The organism is Litorilinea aerophila (assembly GCF_006569185.2).
Taxonomy (GTDB): domain Bacteria; phylum Chloroflexota; class Anaerolineae; order Caldilineales; family Caldilineaceae; genus Litorilinea; species Litorilinea aerophila.
Genome location: NZ_VIGC02000002.1, coordinates 241,104 through 257,008 on the forward strand (window position 1 = coordinate 241,104; position 15,905 = coordinate 257,008).

Annotated in this window: 11 protein-coding genes and 1 riboswitch; all 11 genes read right to left on the reverse strand. The window is 62.2% G+C overall.

Annotated elements, in window-relative coordinates; all coding sequences use genetic code 11:
- Nucleotides 1-63: 63 nt before the first annotated feature.
- Complete coding sequence (locus FKZ61_RS02250; protein ID WP_141608439.1) at nt 64-759, reverse strand: ferritin-like domain-containing protein; 696 nt, start codon at nt 757-759, stop codon at nt 64-66.
- 99 nt (nt 760-858) lie between these two features.
- A complete protein-coding gene (locus FKZ61_RS02255) occupies nt 859-3,537 on the reverse strand; it encodes a cupredoxin domain-containing protein (RefSeq protein ID WP_229964101.1) in 2,679 nt (892 codons plus the stop codon).
- Nucleotides 3,538-3,789: 252 nt separating this feature from the next.
- Nucleotides 3,790-4,395, reverse strand: coding sequence for a ferritin-like domain-containing protein (locus FKZ61_RS02260; RefSeq protein WP_170199105.1), 606 nt, complete (start codon nt 4,393-4,395; stop codon nt 3,790-3,792).
- 727 nt (nt 4,396-5,122) lie between these two features.
- Nucleotides 5,123-6,115: an anti-sigma factor gene (locus FKZ61_RS02265; protein ID WP_229964102.1), complete on the reverse strand. Its 993-nt coding sequence runs from the start codon at nt 6,113-6,115 to the stop codon at nt 5,123-5,125.
- Nucleotides 6,112-6,714, reverse strand: a complete 603-nt coding sequence (locus tag FKZ61_RS02270) for an RNA polymerase sigma factor (protein ID WP_141608443.1) — start codon at nt 6,712-6,714, stop codon at nt 6,112-6,114. Before FKZ61_RS02270 ends, FKZ61_RS02265 begins: the two co-directional genes overlap by 4 nt.
- Before the next feature lie 246 nt (nt 6,715-6,960).
- The gene (gene uidA, locus FKZ61_RS02275; protein WP_170199106.1) at nt 6,961-8,763 is read right to left on the reverse strand and encodes a beta-glucuronidase; all 1,803 of its coding nucleotides are present in this window, start codon (nt 8,761-8,763) and stop codon (nt 6,961-6,963) included.
- Between the two features lie 407 nt (nt 8,764-9,170).
- Complete coding sequence (locus FKZ61_RS02280; RefSeq protein ID WP_170199107.1) at nt 9,171-9,554, reverse strand: c-type cytochrome; 384 nt, start codon at nt 9,552-9,554, stop codon at nt 9,171-9,173.
- 74 nt (nt 9,555-9,628) lie between these two features.
- Nucleotides 9,629-12,745 (reverse strand): molybdopterin-dependent oxidoreductase, encoded by a 3,117-nt coding sequence (locus tag FKZ61_RS02285; RefSeq protein WP_141608446.1) that lies wholly within the window; start codon nt 12,743-12,745, stop codon nt 9,629-9,631.
- Between the two features lie 82 nt (nt 12,746-12,827).
- Complete coding sequence (gene nrfD, locus FKZ61_RS02290) at nt 12,828-13,949, reverse strand: NrfD/PsrC family molybdoenzyme membrane anchor subunit (RefSeq protein WP_141608447.1); 1,122 nt, start codon at nt 13,947-13,949, stop codon at nt 12,828-12,830.
- Between the two features lie 37 nt (nt 13,950-13,986).
- Complete coding sequence (locus tag FKZ61_RS02295; RefSeq protein WP_141608448.1) at nt 13,987-14,727, reverse strand: 4Fe-4S dicluster domain-containing protein; 741 nt, start codon at nt 14,725-14,727, stop codon at nt 13,987-13,989.
- 48 nt (nt 14,728-14,775) lie between these two features.
- Nucleotides 14,776-14,897: riboswitch (molybdenum cofactor riboswitch) on the reverse strand.
- Nucleotides 14,898-15,175: 278 nt separating this feature from the next.
- Nucleotides 15,176-15,856 carry a response regulator transcription factor gene (locus tag FKZ61_RS02300; protein ID WP_141608449.1) on the reverse strand — a complete coding sequence of 227 codons (681 nt, stop codon included), beginning with the start codon at nt 15,854-15,856 and terminating at the stop codon, nt 15,176-15,178.
- Between the last annotated feature and the right edge of the window lie 49 nt (nt 15,857-15,905).

Genomic DNA, 15,905 nt, shown 5'->3' on the forward strand with positions numbered 1-15,905 from the left:
AGGGCAGGAGGTAGACCTGCACAACAGTCTTCCTCCCGCCCTCTATCCGAAAATGGCGCTGGCCTAACGCCACTGGGGCAAGCCTGGCTGGGAAAGACGGCCAGCGGAACGGACGCCGCCAAGGCCTGTGGTGGGCATGGCGGGCATTTTCATGTTGAGGATGGGTGTGATGGCTGCCACCACTTCGTCCATACTTTTGCCCTGGGCAAAGGCAGGGGACGGTTCCTTCCCCACCAGATCGGCCAGGACAGCGGCGTGTTGTCCTTCCACGTTGTGGATGGAGACAGCAGCCGTCAGCAAATCCGGATCCGCGATGGCCGTGGCCTGGCCCAGGTAGGCCGCGGCGCCCAATTCCTCCAGCATGTAAAAGTAATCCAGCACTTCCTGCTCATTCTGGAAAGCAGGCCAGTTGTAACGCTCCTGCGCGCGGACTGGGGTGCCGCCGAGTTTGTTGATGGTGCCGGTCAGCGCCACCACATGGGCAGCCTCCTGATCGCCGAAGTCGATGAAATACTCCCGGGCCCGTCCACTGAGGAGGCCGATGCTGTTCACATCCTTGTATGCCCGGCTTTCCAGGTGCTCCAGGGTCAACGCGTAGTTGAGAATATCCACGTCGGTCAGGCCCTCGTGGGCCGCCCGGGCTGTCCCGGCTGCCCGTTGGGTGTTGGCCAAAGCGCCAGCCACCACTGCGGCAGCGCTTAAACGCAGGAAGGAACGACGATCGAGGGTGTTGTTGGAACGGTGATTCCTAGGATTCATGGGTATGTCTCCTTGATGGTCTCAGGTATGAGATAGATCGAGATAGTCGAGTCGATGGGCGAAAGTTCGGACGTCGGCAAGTAAACGCAGCTCGAGAGGTTATCCATCCGCCCGAACCACGATCTGGCCACGCATGTGGGGATGGCGGGCGCAGAAATAGTCGTACGTCCCTGGTGTATCCAGGGTGATGGCGTAGGTTTGATCCCGACCAAAGGTGCCCGAATCGAAAAGGCCGGTGGGATTGCCGGGTATTCCCGCGGTGACGGTATGGGTGGTGCCATCCAGGTTACGCCAGACCACCGTGGTGCCCACCGGGACTTCCAGGCGGGCGGGAGAAAAGGCGAAGGTCTGGATATCCACGGTGACCGTCATGGATTCTGTGGGTGAGACCGTCTCCATCGATGTTTCTGCACCATCTTGGGCCATGGGTGCCATGCCATGGTTTTGGCCGGTTGACGCTGTGCCCGAATCGCCGAAGATCTCGGGGAACTGGGCAACGATGGCATCCGCCAGCGGATTGGCGATGGCCGGCATGTGGGCATAGGCAGCCCGGAGTGCCGGATAAAACGCGGATGGATCCGATGCGGCATCAATGACCTCCAGGGTGGTGGAGACATGGGCTCGGAGCAACTCTTCCACAGCCTCAAGTGGGAGATTCGGGTTGGCCGAGTTGAGGAATGCAGCGAACTCTGCCGTGTAACCGTTCAAGCTATCCCGGGCCTGTTGTTGTGCCTGGACATCGCCGGCGGAAAGGGCCAGGGCGTAATCCAGGAAGAAGCCGATGTGCTTGCGCCACAGGGCCAGGAATGCGTCGCCGGCTTCCTGGCCGTAGAGAGAGCCGATGGCAGCGGCCAGGGCCTGGGAGTTTTCATCCAGCGCGCCAGCGGATGCTTCGAAGCCGATGGTATCGGCGGCCAGGGAAGCGGCCGCGCTCTTGCCCACCAGGAAGGTGTGTTCGCCCAGGAGGGCCGTTAGCACAGCCCTCAAATCCGCCTCGGGCGAAGCAGCATCGCCTGGGAAGGCCTCCAGGAATTGGGCGGCAATGGCGCCGGCCAGGTAAGCTGCCGTCGTATCCATATGAGCGTAGGCCTCGCGTAGTTGCATATAGGCGTTCTGTTGGTCGCCGGTGGCCTGGGGTGTCACCGCGCCCTGGGCATCGATGACCGCGGTGAGGGTAGCCACGTGCATGCGGAGATTCTCCGCCACCACCCCGGGGTCAATCTCGGGGTTGGCCGAAGCGAGGAAGGCGGCAAAATCGTCGGCATAGCCATCCAGCGCCGCCAGGGCCTGGTCCCGCCTGGCCGAGTCCTGGGTGGCCACGCCGGTGGTGTAGTCCACGAAGAAGCCAATGTGGGTCCGCCACAGGGAGAGAAACGCGTCACCAGCCTCCTCGCCATAGACGGCCTCGATGGTGCCGGCGATGTCCACACTGTTGCCGTCCAGGGCCTGGGCGGCGGCTTCGAACTCGGCGGTCCGCCCCTGGAGGGCGGCGTTGGTGGCGCTGGCAGCCAGCAGGACGTGTTCACCCAGCAGGTTCCTCAGGGTGGCCCGTAGTTGAGGGGCTGTCATGATGGCCGTCGAGGCTTCCGTTGTTTCACCGGACATGGCATGGGCCACAGCCTCGAAGCGTTCTGGAAACTGGGCCACGATTGCATCGGTCAGGGCATCGGCGATGTGACGCATGTGGGCGTAAGCCTCGCGCAGATGGGCATAGGCCTGGGTGGCGTCGCCGGCAGCCTGGGCATCGATGACTGCGGTCAAGGTCTGCACATGGGGCCCCAGAAGTTGGGCCACTGCATCTACGGGCAGGTTAGGGTTGGCGGCATTCAAGAAGGCACCGAACTCGGTGGCGTAGTCGGTCAGAGCGGCCAGGGCCTGTTCCTTCTTGGCCATGTCCTGGCCGGCAACGGCGGTGGTGTAGTCCACGAAGAAGCCGATGTGCTTGCGCCACAGGGCCAGAAAAGCCTCCCCGGCTCCTTCGCCATACACCGAGGCGATGGCGGCTGCCAAGTCCTGGGAGTTGTTGTCCAGGGACTGGGCGGCGGCCTCAAATTCCGCCGTGCGCCCGCCGAGGGCGGCGTTGGTAGCCTGGGCTGCCACAAAGACATGTTCGGCCAGTAACCTGTTCAGGGCCGCTCGGAGATCGGCTTCCGCTGTGTCCGCCTTTCCTTCGAACAGCTCGGGGAACTGGGCTGCGATGGAGGCAGCCAGGTACTTGGCAGTGGACTCCATGTGGGCATAGGCTTCACGCTGATGGGCAAAGGCCATGGGATAGTCGGCCTCGGCTTGGGCATCGATGACCGCGGTGAGGGTGGCCACGTGCATGCGGAGATTCTCCGCCACCACCCCGGGGTCAATCTCAGGGTTGGCCGAAGCGAGGAAGGCGGCAAAATCGTCGGCATAGCCATCCAGCGCCGCCAGGGCCTGGTCCCGCTTGGCCGAGTCCTGGGTGGCCACGCCGGTGGTGTAGTCCACGAAGAAGCCAATGTGGGTCCGCCACAGGGAGAGAAACGCGTCACCAGCCTCCTCGCCATAGACGGCCTCGATGGTGCCGGCGATGTCCACACTGTTGCCGTCCAGGGCCTGGGCGGCGGCTTCGAACTCAGCGGTCCGCCCCTGGAGGGCGGCGTTGGTGGCGCTGGCAGCCAGCAGGACGTGTTCACCCAGCAGGTTCCTCAGGGTGGCCCGTAGTTGGCTGACAGCCTGTTTTTCCGGCAAAACCGGCGTGGGAGCCGCTTCCGGCTGGGCTTCTGGCGTCTGGGCGGTTGGTGCAGCCATTGGGGTGGCGGTGGCATCCATCTCGGCCGCCGGCATGGCCATCTGGCAGCCCGCCAACAGAAGAGGCAAGACAAGTAAAAGGATCAGTGACCGGAGACCTTGTCTTGAGAACAAAATTGATCTCACGGGCAAAATCGGGAGTAGGGTAGTTTTCATGGGACTCATGCTCCTTACCACGTTCATCGTGGTGGGTCCAAGCTTGGTTGGGTCAAGACAAAACGGGGAAAATGCCCTGGCTTCCTGAGGTTCCGTTCAGGAAAGGATTGGGCCGACAATCTGGTTCACCTGGTCGATGGTCAGGCTCGGGGTCGTGGGGGCAGGGACCGGCCGCTGCCCCAGGAGCAGGCGCACAATGGCTGCGTGGCGGGCCTCCACCTGGACGATACTCCCCGCGGCGGCCAGATAGTCTTTGTTCTGGATCGCTGCTGCGGCGCCCTGATACGCGCCGACGCCCGTTTCTTCGGCGACCCGGGCAAAATCCAGAATTGCTTCTCGGCTGTTGAACTGGGGGAAGTTGTAGGCAGGTAGGGCTTGCACAGGGGAAACCCCCAGGCCGTTGAGGACATTTCGCAGGGCGTCCACGTGGGCTGCCTCATGGCTGCCAAAACTTTGGAAATAGCGCTGCTCCTTACCGGTCAGGATGTTGGTAGCCAGCATATCTTGATACATGCGGGCTTCCAGATGTTCTAAGGTCAGGGCAAATTGCAGGATATCGACGTCGGATAGGCCCTGGGCGAAGGCCCGCCCCAAGGCCGCGGGTGTGGCCAGCGCGACGGCAGCCGCCATGCTTCCCCGCACCAATGTGCGACGGCTCCAGGCAAAATCCACCAGCTCCAGGACAGCTTCGTGCATGGACATGGACATTCCTCCTTCATCCGGTTGAATGTTGAATTTAGAGACGGTGAGCATCTTTCAGGAGAAGTCGATGCCTTCCCCTTCTACCCGGTCTGACGCACAATCCTCGGAGCTGGATCTAAGGAATTTCGCTTTTGGCCCGTTTTTCCCGAACGCCCTCCCCTTTGAAGGGTGGTCCCATCTTGGCAGATTCGATCCACAGCTTTTACAGATGCCCCAGATTTTTCGCCCCGATTGACCCCAGGCGGATGCAGGGGCAGTCCGTTCCCGTAGGGGTGGGCCTCCGTGTCCGCCCGCTGTCGCCGCTCGCGAAAGGGCACCGGTTCCTGTAGGGGCGGCTCCCAGCCGCCCGATGCCGCCACACCCCAGGCGGGTGAAGGGAGGGCGACGAAGGTGCCGGAACCCCCGCAGATCCGGCCACCCACGGCGGGCCAGAGACCCGCCCTACGTCCCCGTCGTTCCCAACCACGCGGGCGACGACCCTTGCCGTAGCTGCGGTCTCCGGCCGCCCGCTGTCGCCGCTCGCGAAAGGGCACAGGTTCCTGTAGGGGCGGCTCCCAGCCGCCCGATGCCGCCACACCCCGGCGGGTGAAGGGAGGGCGACGGTAGGCGCAGCCGGAAGTGGGCCTGACGGACGGGGTTTCCCCAAAAAAAGGGGAGCCTCGTTCAGACGAGGCTCCCCGGATACAGGCGGATCGGGTTGGGTCTAGCTGATTAAGGCCAAAGGAGGTTAGCCCACTTCGCCAAATAGCACGATGGGGCCGGTCGGTGTGGGGCTGCCGCCTGCCGGTTCGATGCTGAGGCCGACGGCGGTCAGGTCTGGCGGGAAATTTTCTAAAGGAATCACCACCGTCTGCACCCCTTCTTCTTCCATCGGGATCAGGCCGGCCGGCACCGGATCGCCTTGGGCAGGGATAAGCCAAAACTCATACGTTTGCTGGGGCGAAAGAGGTGGTAGGCGGTGCAGAACGAGCAGACCAGAGGTATCGCTGATGTAAAACGCGCCCTTTGCCTCCGGCGCCTCTGGCGTACCCGTCAGGGTTACCAGGCGGTCTGCCCCGGCAAAGAGGGCAATTTGTCGGCGACTTTCTCCTAATTCTTGCTCTAGACGCTGATTGACCAGGGTTAGCTGGTTGACCTGTTCCTGGAGTTGAGCGATCTCCTGTCGGGCCTGCTCCAGATCCTGGACGAGACGTCTGGTCCAATTCCAGGAAAGGGCCGCGTAGACCACCGCAACCAACAGCGCCAGGACCGTGGTAGCAGCCAGGGTCGGCCAGAAGAGGCCGGAAAGTCGACCCTGCCAGCGCTCCAGCCAGGTGGCTTTCTGGCGGATGGGCTTCTCGCCTGGGGAGGTTTGGCGAAGTGGATTGGCTTGAGCCCGTGGCAGAACGGCAGCCGCCCCGGATTTCGACGCTGGACTGCCCTCTTGCCTGCTGGCCTGAGCCCCTTTGACATCGGCCATCACCCGGGCCATCAATGCCTCTTTGGCCCTGGCGGGTGGCTCGACCTCCTCGGGAGCCAGGGCCAGCAGATCCACGGTGGCTTCCAGTTCAGCCAGCCGGGCCTCCAGTTCTGGATGGTCTTCCAGATACCGTTGGACGGCCAGCATCTCATCTGGCTCCAGCACGGCCAACACATAGGCAGGCAACAGCTCCAGGACCATCTCATGGGTCAGGGACGAGCTGGGATGATTCGGTTCCATGGCCGAAGGGATTTCGTTCACGAAAAATCGGTCTCCCGGTAACCCGCCGCGCGCAGATGGCGCTCCAACTTTTCCAGACCGATACGAATCCGCGTTTTGACTGTTCCCAGGGGAACCCCCATGACTTCGGCAATCTCCCTTTGGCTCTTGCCATCAAAATAAGCCATTTCCAAACATTGGCGCTGTTCTTCAGGAATGGCCGATAACGCTTTCTGGACGGATTCCCGATCCCACATCTGTCTGACCTGGATCTCCACCCGTTGATCGGTTGGCGCGGCCATCTGTTCCAGGCGGTCCCCTTCAGGCCCGGCCTTTTGAGGCCGCACCTTGACCCGTCGCAGGTGATCCAGGGCCTTGTTGCGGCCAATCCGACATATCCACGCGCCAGCTGGGCCGTCGCCTTGAAACTGCTCCGCCTTCCGCCACACCTGCCAGAAGGTTTCTTGCAGCAACTCTTCTGCCACAGCCGCGTCCTGCACAATGCGCAAGATCAGGCTGTAAACCGTCCGGGCATGCCGATCATATAAAATTTCAAACGCCCGGGCATCCCTGACCACGATCCGGGCTAACAGCGCTTCGTCCGATGGATTTGTCGAATCCTGGACAGATGGGTGCACCATGACGTCTGACAATGTCTTGTATAAGGTGTTTGACGCAGGAACGGCTAAAACCGATCTCACCAATTGCAGGCGTTTGTTCTTCCTGCGTCAAACCATTCAGAGTTCCGCCGGCTTCTCCGGATGCCTGCCGCCCCACTGCATCCCTATGTTTGGCGACCTGGCACAGAGGGGGAAGGGCTTTCCCATGGCAGTCGCATGGGGTCAGTGTAGCAAAATCCGTACCGATTTGTCGAACTGATTCTTTGACTACTCCCGGGCCCAGAATTCCCGCAGGACATGGGCGGCCAATTTGGGCTGGCGGCTGCGGGTGAAGATCCCCTTGTGGTTGACGCCATCCACCCGCATGATGCTCTGCACCGCGGCAAAGTCGGCAAAGTTCCAGACCTGCATGCCGGCCACGAAGTCCCGCTCCGCGGCCACCTCCAGGTACATGCGGATCAGTTCGGCCTGGTACTCTTCGGTCCACATGAGGGGCGGATGGCCATGGTGGCCGGCCAGGGTATCGGCGCCGAACTCGGTGAGAATGATGGGCCGCCGCCACTGGGTCCAAACTTCGTCCAACTCCTGGGCCAGGCTGTCCCGGGCCTTGTCCAACTCGCCGCCGTACCTGTACCACCCCCAGTAGCGGTTCATGGCAATCACGTCGCACTGCTCCATCCAGGAGCGGGGGCCGCCCATGATGGTGGCGATGGTCACCGGCCGGGTGGGGTCCAGCGCCCGGGCCCGGGCCAACAAGGTCTCCAGGAACTCCTTGCCCGCCCCTTCAGCCGGATCGGGCGTGTTCTGCTCCAGGGCGGCCAGGCCAAAGCGGGCGGGCATGGGCTCGTTGGCCACACACCACATCACCACCGACGGGTGGTTCTTGTCCCGGGCAATCAGCTCCTGGAGCTGTTGCAGGCAGACCTGCAGCCGCACGGGGATGTTCTCGGCATCGCCAAACTGGAGGCTGACGGCCGGCGTTTCGTCGATGATCAGGAAGCCTTCCCGGTCGGCCAGCTGCATCTCCTCCTCGCTGTAGGGATAGTGGGAGGTACGATAGCTGTTGGCGCCCACCCAGCGCATCAGGTGGTAGTCCTTCACCAGCAGCGGCAGGTTCAACCCTTTGCCGCTGGCGTAGAAATCCTCATGGCGGCCGAAACCGTTGAGCGTCACCGGCTGACCGTTCAACAGGATCTGCCCGTCCTGCACCGCGATGGTGCGGATGCCCACGGGCAGGGAATAACGATCCGCCACGCGCCCATCCGCCCCCTCCGCGGCCACGTCCACCGTCAACTGGTACAGGTAAGGATCCCGGTCGGACCAGAAGCGGGCCTGGGGAACCTCCAGCGTCGCCTGGGCCACGCCTTCCACAAAGGACAGGCTCGCCTGGATCTCCCTTTCTGCGCCCCCGGCTTCTCCCCGAAGGCGCAGAGTCCCCTGGGCCGGGTCGGGCCGATTCAGCTGGACCGTCACCTGGACCTGGCCGTCCGTGCCCTGGATGTGGGTCGTCACGGTAATATCCTGGATGTGGATGGAAGGCACCGTGTAGAGCCACACCGGGCGATGGAGGCCGGCAAAGGGATAGAAGTCGAAGGTGGTCCGGGGAGTCCCGGCAAAGAGGCCCATCATGGACGGCATGTTGCCCGAGGGCACCCGGGTTGGCATCAGGCGGTTCTCCACCGCGATGGCCACCACCGCCTCTTCGCCCCAGCGCAGGTGGTCGGTGATGTCGAAGGCGAAGGGCAGATGGCCCCCTTCGTGGGTACCCACCTGGACGCCGTTGACGTAGACGGTGGCGTGATAGCAGGCGGAGCCCACCCGCAGGAAGACCCGCTGGCCCTGCCAGGCCGGCGGCACGTGGACCCGCCGCACATACCAGGCCAGATCCAGGTAGCCGAAAAGGTCGCTGTACTGTTCGTTCCAACTGCCCGGCACTGCGATGGGCCGGGATTGGGGCAGTCCCAGGGGCCACCCTTGGGCCTCGCCCACCTCCTCAGGATCGGTCTGGAAATCCCAGATGCCGGAGAGATCCATCTTGTTGCGGATTTGATTTTGGATGGGATACAACATGGACAGACTCCTGTCTATCATTTCTCTGATGAAAAATCCGCATGAGCCGTAGGTCACGCATCCCTGCGTGGCATGGGTTCCCATCACGTTGGGTGCGGATGCCCGGCCAGGAGACCGGACCTACCAATCCGTGTCCATCCGTGTTCCCTTTTTTTCAGGGCAGGATGCTCCCTCCGCCAATGGCCAGCCATTGCGATGCGGAGTCGGCATCTGAGAATGTCGACCCAGACTGGCTCGGTTCTCTGAGCCCCAGGCCCATTCTACCACAGCCGATGGTCGAAAGGCATCGACCGATCACCCACTGGCCTTTTGGCTGTCAACGGGTGGAAACGGAGAAAAAAAACGGTACGAGGCCCTTCAAAAAGGGCCTCGTACCGCCCGTCCTATGGGACTACCCCAGCCGGCCGTTATTGGGCCTGGACGTCCATGCTCTGGGCCTGGAGATAGAGCAAAATGGCCTCGATCTCTGAATCCGAGAGGTGGAAGTTGGGCATGGCCGTGTTGGGGCGGACGGCCTTGGGGTTGCGCAGCCAGAGGCGCAGGGTCACCAGGGCCGGGTCGTCCTCCCGGTGGTGAAGCACCACCGGATCCAGGGCAGGCGCCTTCAGCGCGCCCACCCCGCCGATGCGGTGGCAATCCCGGCAGCCGTATTCCTCCACCAGCCGGGCGCCCACCTCCGGCGTCATCGCCACCTGTTTGGTGAAGTTGAGCCAGAAGCGTGGCGGATGGAGGGCCAACCAGACGATCAGGGCGAGGACCACCAGCCCTGCGGGAACCACATAGGAGCGCATGGGATTTCCTCCCAGAGGGCGGGATGCGTAACCCAGGCCCGGTGCAGGCGGGTTACGCATCCCACCGAGACGTCTCACACCTTCTGCACCCGCACCCGGGTGTCGTAGAAGCTGGCACTGCCGCCAATGGGATCGGTGAGACACACATCGTTCAGCACCGGATCCACGCGCATGGAGGGATTCGGTACCGTGCCGCTGGCCCGTCGCGGGTCACCCGGAATCACCTCTCCGTCTATCTCCACATCATTGGAGCCATAGGCCCAATGGCCATAACTCCAGGAGATGGCTATCGTGCCCGGCCGCATCCCTTCCACTGTCCGGACCTTTGCTTTGACCTCGTAGGTGCGGCCGTCACCCAGGTCAAAACGGGCGTCCGGCAAGCTGGCCGAGACAATACGGACCATATCGCCGTCTTTCAGGCCTCGGGCCTCGGCATCCCGCCGGTTCATGTAGACGTAATTTTCGGGCAGGACGGCGTACTGAATCCAGTACGCGCCGTGGGTACGGCTCTGTCCGCCTACGATTTCCTTGTAAGTAATCAGAGTCAGGTCGTAGTCGGGACCATCATCCACCACGTTGCCGGCCGCATCCTTGACGGGTTCCACCACAGGCAGTCCACTGAAGCGTTCGCCGGTCATCGAATGGTATCCCTTGGCCACCTTCTCCACGTACAGGTTCCATTGGCCCTTCCACTGGTGGGCCAGCTTATTCCCCTGGTACGCCTTGGTCGCGGGTTCGTAGCGTCCTCCCCGATTCAGCAGGTAGACCACGCTGGGCCACAGCTCTTCCGGGATAGCCTGCTTCCACTTTTCCTCGTCGAAAACAGACTTAGGCAAGTGTCGCCGGGCCTCTCGGAAGATGCGCATCTCTTCCTCGTCTGCGGCCGGCAACTTTTCGGAGCCATCCTCCTGGTCGCCGAAGGCCAGGTTGGCGCACATGGCCAGGTAGTAGTCCTCCAGTCGGTTAAAGTCATAACCCGGCCCCAGGGCATCTTTACCGAAGCCGGCCAGGCCCAGCTTCTTGCCCACGGCGATGAGAAAAGCCTCCATGCTGATAGGCATCTCCTCCCCATCCACCACCACTGTCTCCGTCAGAGGTGCGATGAGGGGTTGGCGCACCTTGCTTACCTTGGTGACGATGGCAGGGGTGATGTGCGGGGTACCCCAACGTTCCAGGTAGGTGAGATCCGGCAGGATGTAGTCGGCATACATGCTAGTCTCACCGATGACCACATCACAGGAGATGACCAACGGAATCTTTGTCGGATCCCGCAACATCTCGATCTGGGCATGGCCGGCAGGAGAGGCCAGGATCGGCGTTCCCTTGATGATAAAGAGGGCCTTGATTGGATACGGATAACCGGCTGCAGCGCTGGGAATGATGTTCTGGTACAGCTCATAGGTGAAGGGGTACCAGGGCCGTTTGGCCGGATATCCCTCAAACAGAGTAGTTTGTTCGTAGGCAGTTCCCTCCCGGTTTACATGGATTCCAAATTTGGTCAGTCCCCCAGGTGCGTTCACAATCACCGCCTTGGGAAAGGGTGCCCCTGGCTTGGAGCCGTCCTCGTGCCAGTGGCCACCGCCGGTGGTCAGCCCCCCCTTCCAGTCGGCGTTGCCGATGAGCACATTGAGGGTGATGATGGCCTGGCCGTTGTAGTAACCGTTGGTGTGCTGGACTGGACCTCGATAGAATTCGGCTGCGGCCCGCTTGCCATGACTGGTGAACTCCTGGGCCAGCTCCACAATATTTTTAAGCGGTACGCCACTCCACTCTGCGTACTCCTCCAGGGTCATCTCCTGAGCGCGCTCCTTGAGAAGCTGCATGACCGACTTCACCGGGATGCCGTTGACCACGCTATCGACAAAGAGATCGGCCTGCATGGCTTCGGTGGAAAGAGTGGGCGTCCCGTCCACCATCACCACCCGGGCGCCGCCCTCCGGGGACTCCAGGCCGGCGTCCTCGGGCTTGAGGAAGACCATCTCGTCCGTGCGCACCAGATGGGTGGCGTCCGTGAAGTTCGTCTCGTCGATGGCGTTGGCCGCCTCTTTGTTGGGGGCCCGCAGATAAGCTTCGTCATAGCGGCCATTTTCGATAATCCAGCGGATCATACCCATGGCCAGGGCGCCATCGGCTCCCGGCTTGATGGGGATCCAGCGCCAGGCCTTGGCGGCCGTCTTGCTCAGCCGTGGGTCGACGACTGCGTACTTGAAGTTGCGCCGTACCAGGCTGTCCGTCACCATTTCGGTCATAGGCGTGGGGCCGAAATTGGCCTCGAAGGCACCCGTGCCGAAGAAGATGACGAACTCGCTGTGCTGGAAGTCCGGCTTCATGTGGGTCTTGCCGGACATCATCTCGTACGCGATGTGGTGGCTCTGCTCACAGATGGTGGTGTGCAAGTAGAAGTTCACCGAGCCGAAGCCATCGTAGGTGAAGCGTTTGCCCAGTTCCTTGCGGCCGTGTTCCATACGGCCTCCCATAAAGACGAACTGGTTGTTCACCGGCCCCAGGTCCGGATGGTCCGGGTCGATGAGCAGGTCCAGATGATCCGCGTGCTTCTGCTTAAATGCCTCGACGGTCATGTCACCGGCGGCTACGGCAGCGGCGTCCGCCGCCAGCACTTTGGACAGATCTGGGTCCCGCAGTTTATAGATATCTTTCAAGCCTTCCACCGGGCCTTCGCCAAAGAGGTCACCGCCGTTCACCACCTCGTCAATAAACTGTTCCCACTCGATGGCCTGCCACTTGTTTTCGCCCCGTTTGCCGGCCCGTTTCAACACCTTGCGTACCCGGTAGGGATCATAGGCCACCTGTACGCCGACCTGACCCTTGGGGCAGATCTTGGCATCGACGCGGGCGGCATCCGCCAACGGAGCCGCCTCGGGCAGGTGAGGCAGCAAGTTCATGGGACTATAGGGATTGCCGTCCACCTTGACCAGTAGACCATCTTGTATTTTGGCTTTGATGTTGCAGGCCGTATGGCAATTCAGACAAACACTGTACAGGATATTTTCCGGCTTGTTCAGCGGATAAGCGGAGCCCAATGCCTGCTGAGCCTGGGCCACAGCCGGGACAATGCGCCCGGTCAGGCCGTCCACCACCCAGGGGGCATGGCCGGCCACCAGGGCAAGCCCGCCCAGCAGGGCCGTGGTCTTGAGGAAGGCCCGCCGCGAGAGGGTGGGAGTTGTTTCCATTTTCAGGCCTGTGTCCGATGAAACTGTATCCGAAAGGGTTTCAAGGCGTTGAGCCTGGGTAGGCGAGAGTCGCTCTTTCATCTTACGCCACCTCCGATGTTGGAATGAGATGCAGCAGATGGCCGCCGATCAGGAAAATGAGCAGGGCCAGGGAGACGGTGCCTCCAAAGACCAGCCATTCTTCCAAAGTGGGAAAGTAGTGGAAAGATAGGCCCGGTCCGGTATAGGCGTGGGCCAGCCCTTCCAACTCTTCCTGGGCTAGGGCGGGCACCACCAAGTTGATCTTACTGGCCAGGCCCATGCTGCCGATGAGCAGGCCGGCCAGGGCTGTCACCCATGGCTGCTGGCGGCCCCAAAGCAACAACAGAGCGGGCACAAACACGCCCAATCCCAGATGAAGGCCCCAGAAGACCCACCAGAAGTCACCCGCCAGGATGGTCCGCAGGACCTCCGCCTTGGCCGGAATGGAGGCATAAAGGCCAGTGCTGAATTCCGCCCATTCGACCAACACCAGAATGGCCAACAGCCAGAGGAGGATAAGGCGGACCCGTCGGACCAGATCCCCGGTCAGCAGGCCACTGATGTAGCTGGCAGCGGCCACGAAGCCGACGCCGAACAGCGCTCCTTCCACCAGGAAGAGCACAGGCGTTAACCCTGATTCCCACATGGGCCGGGCGCCCACTACCCCAAAGAGCGCTCCCTCTGCGCCGGCAAAGGCCAGGGCAAACAGAAAGACAAGCAGGGCGTATCGCTGCATCCAGAAAGGCACTTCCCCCTTACGGGTACTCCACAAACCCACCACCAACAAGACGCCATAAAGGGTGTAGAACCAGGCCATCCACCCCATGACCGAGGTCCAGGAGGTCTGTAACAATAACTTCCAGGCCCGGAAGGGATGGCCCAAATCCAGCCAGACGTTCAGCATTCCGGCCATGAAGGTGACCAGGGCCACCAGCAGGGCCAGCCGGGCCACCGGATAATAGGCCTGCTGGCGGGCCATCAGCAGAACGGCGGCCACGGCCACAGCACCCGCCGACGCCCCGACCAGGGCAATATAAGCCGCCACCCACAGTCCCCAAGGAACATAGGAGCCATAACTGGCCATTTGATGGCCCATGGTGAACCGCGCATAGAAGCCATACAGTCCGGCCACCAACCCAAGGATGGCCAGCCCCCAAAGGAGCCATGACAGACGTTTTTGCATCGGACAACCTCCCCTTCAAGCAAGATTGGCATCCATCTCAAACCAGATAATAAACCCTCGGCTCCGTCCCCATCTCTTCCTTCAGGCGCACCACATTGGGGCGGGCGATGAGCTCGGCCACTACGCTCTCCGGATCGTTGGCATCGCCGAAGTAGTTGGCCACGCCGATACAGGTGGTGACACAGGCCGGCAACTCACCTTCTTCCAGCCGATGCAGGCAGAAGTGACATTTGCGCACGTTGCCCACGGGCGAGGCCTCCTCGCCGGGCTGGCGGGCCCACCCCTGGCCATACTCGAAGTTCTGCAACAGCTCGTAGGCCATCTGCTCCGGCGTCCCTTCGGTGTAGGTGCGCCCCGTGTCGAAGGTCCGGGCCGAATAGGGACAGGCGGTGACGCAGTAGCGGCAGCCGATGCACTGCTCGTAGTCGATGGTGACGATGCCGTCCGGCCGTTTCCACGTGGCGTTGACCGGGCAGACCGGGACACAGGGCGGGTTATCGCACTGCATGCAAGGCCGGGGCGTGAAGCGCCGGGTGACGTGGGGGTAGGTCCCGATCTCCTCTTCCAGCACCGGCCGATAGACCACGCCCGGCGGCAGCTTGTTCTCCGCCACACAGCTGATGGTGCAGGCGTGGCAACCCACACACTTGCGCAGGTCGATGACCATCACCCAACGCCGTTCAGACTCCGGCTTCTGCAGGGCCCGCCGGATATCCTCCTGCATCCGCATCAAGATGTTTTCCTGTTCAAGCAGTTCTGTTTCGAGCACTTCAGCCATGAGCACCTACCTCCTCGCTTGGCAAGAAACAAGAAAAAAAGGAAATGCCGGATCCCTCCGACATCTCCTTTGCAAATCGGCAGGCGACGACGTTTCCCTCGTCACCCTATCGGTCCGCCCCCCATGGCCCGGACGGCTGTAGGTGGACGGACTCGGAGATGGGACTCGATTCACGCCGGGCGGCAAGGCCAGGCCACGCCGCTGGCAACTGGTACAGTCTGGCGTAAATACCACGGCAGAAATTCCGGGTGCCCTCTGGGCGCATTCCCTCTGATGGAACCTATCGGCGAATTTCTGCCTGGATTCAATTAGATTGTACCGGTGGGAGAAAGGTGCGGGTAGCGGGGAAAGCTTGACAGCCCGTCGGGGAATGACAGACAGTTTTGGGGCGCCTGTCAGGGAGTTCCCCGACAGGCCGACAGCCCACGGGAAAGGGCAGCCGAAAGGTTCACTGGTCCAACAGGCCCAGCTCCAGGGCCAGCCGGACCAGGCCCGCCCGGGTGTTGACCCCCAACTTCTGCATCAGGCGGGATTTGTACGTCTCCACCGTCTTCACGCTCAGGTGCAAAAGGTCGGCGATTTCGCTGTTACGATGGCCCAAGGCCACCAGCCGGAAGACCTCGGCCTCCCGCTCGCTCAAACTTCGGTAGCGGCGCTCATTCTCGTCCCGAGGGGGCGCCACAGCTTCCTCCCGCTCCTGGGGAGCACCCAACAGGGCCTGGGTGTGCTGGGGATGGAGGTAGACGCCGCCGCGATGGACGGCCCGGATGGCCGAGAGGAGTTCCTCGCCGGCGGCCTGCTTCAAGACATAGCCAGCCCCACCGGACGCCAACACCTGGCGCAGGTAGCCCACATCGTCGTGCATGGTGAGCACCAGCACCCGGGTCTGGGGTGCCTGCTGCCGCAACAGCGCCAGCGCCTCCAGGCCGTTGCACTGGGGCATGTTGATGTCCAGCAGCACCACGTCCGGACGCAGGGCCGCGGCTTGACGGACGCAGGCCGCGCCATCGGCCGCCTCGCCGATGACCTCCATGTCCGGCTGGGCGTCCAGCAAGGCCCGCAGGCCTGCCCGTAACACCGAATGATCGTCTGCCAATAAAATGCGGATGGGTTTCGTCCCTTTGCCCATACATCTACCATACATCAACGGCTGGCCGCCTGGCAAGCTTTTGTGCGCC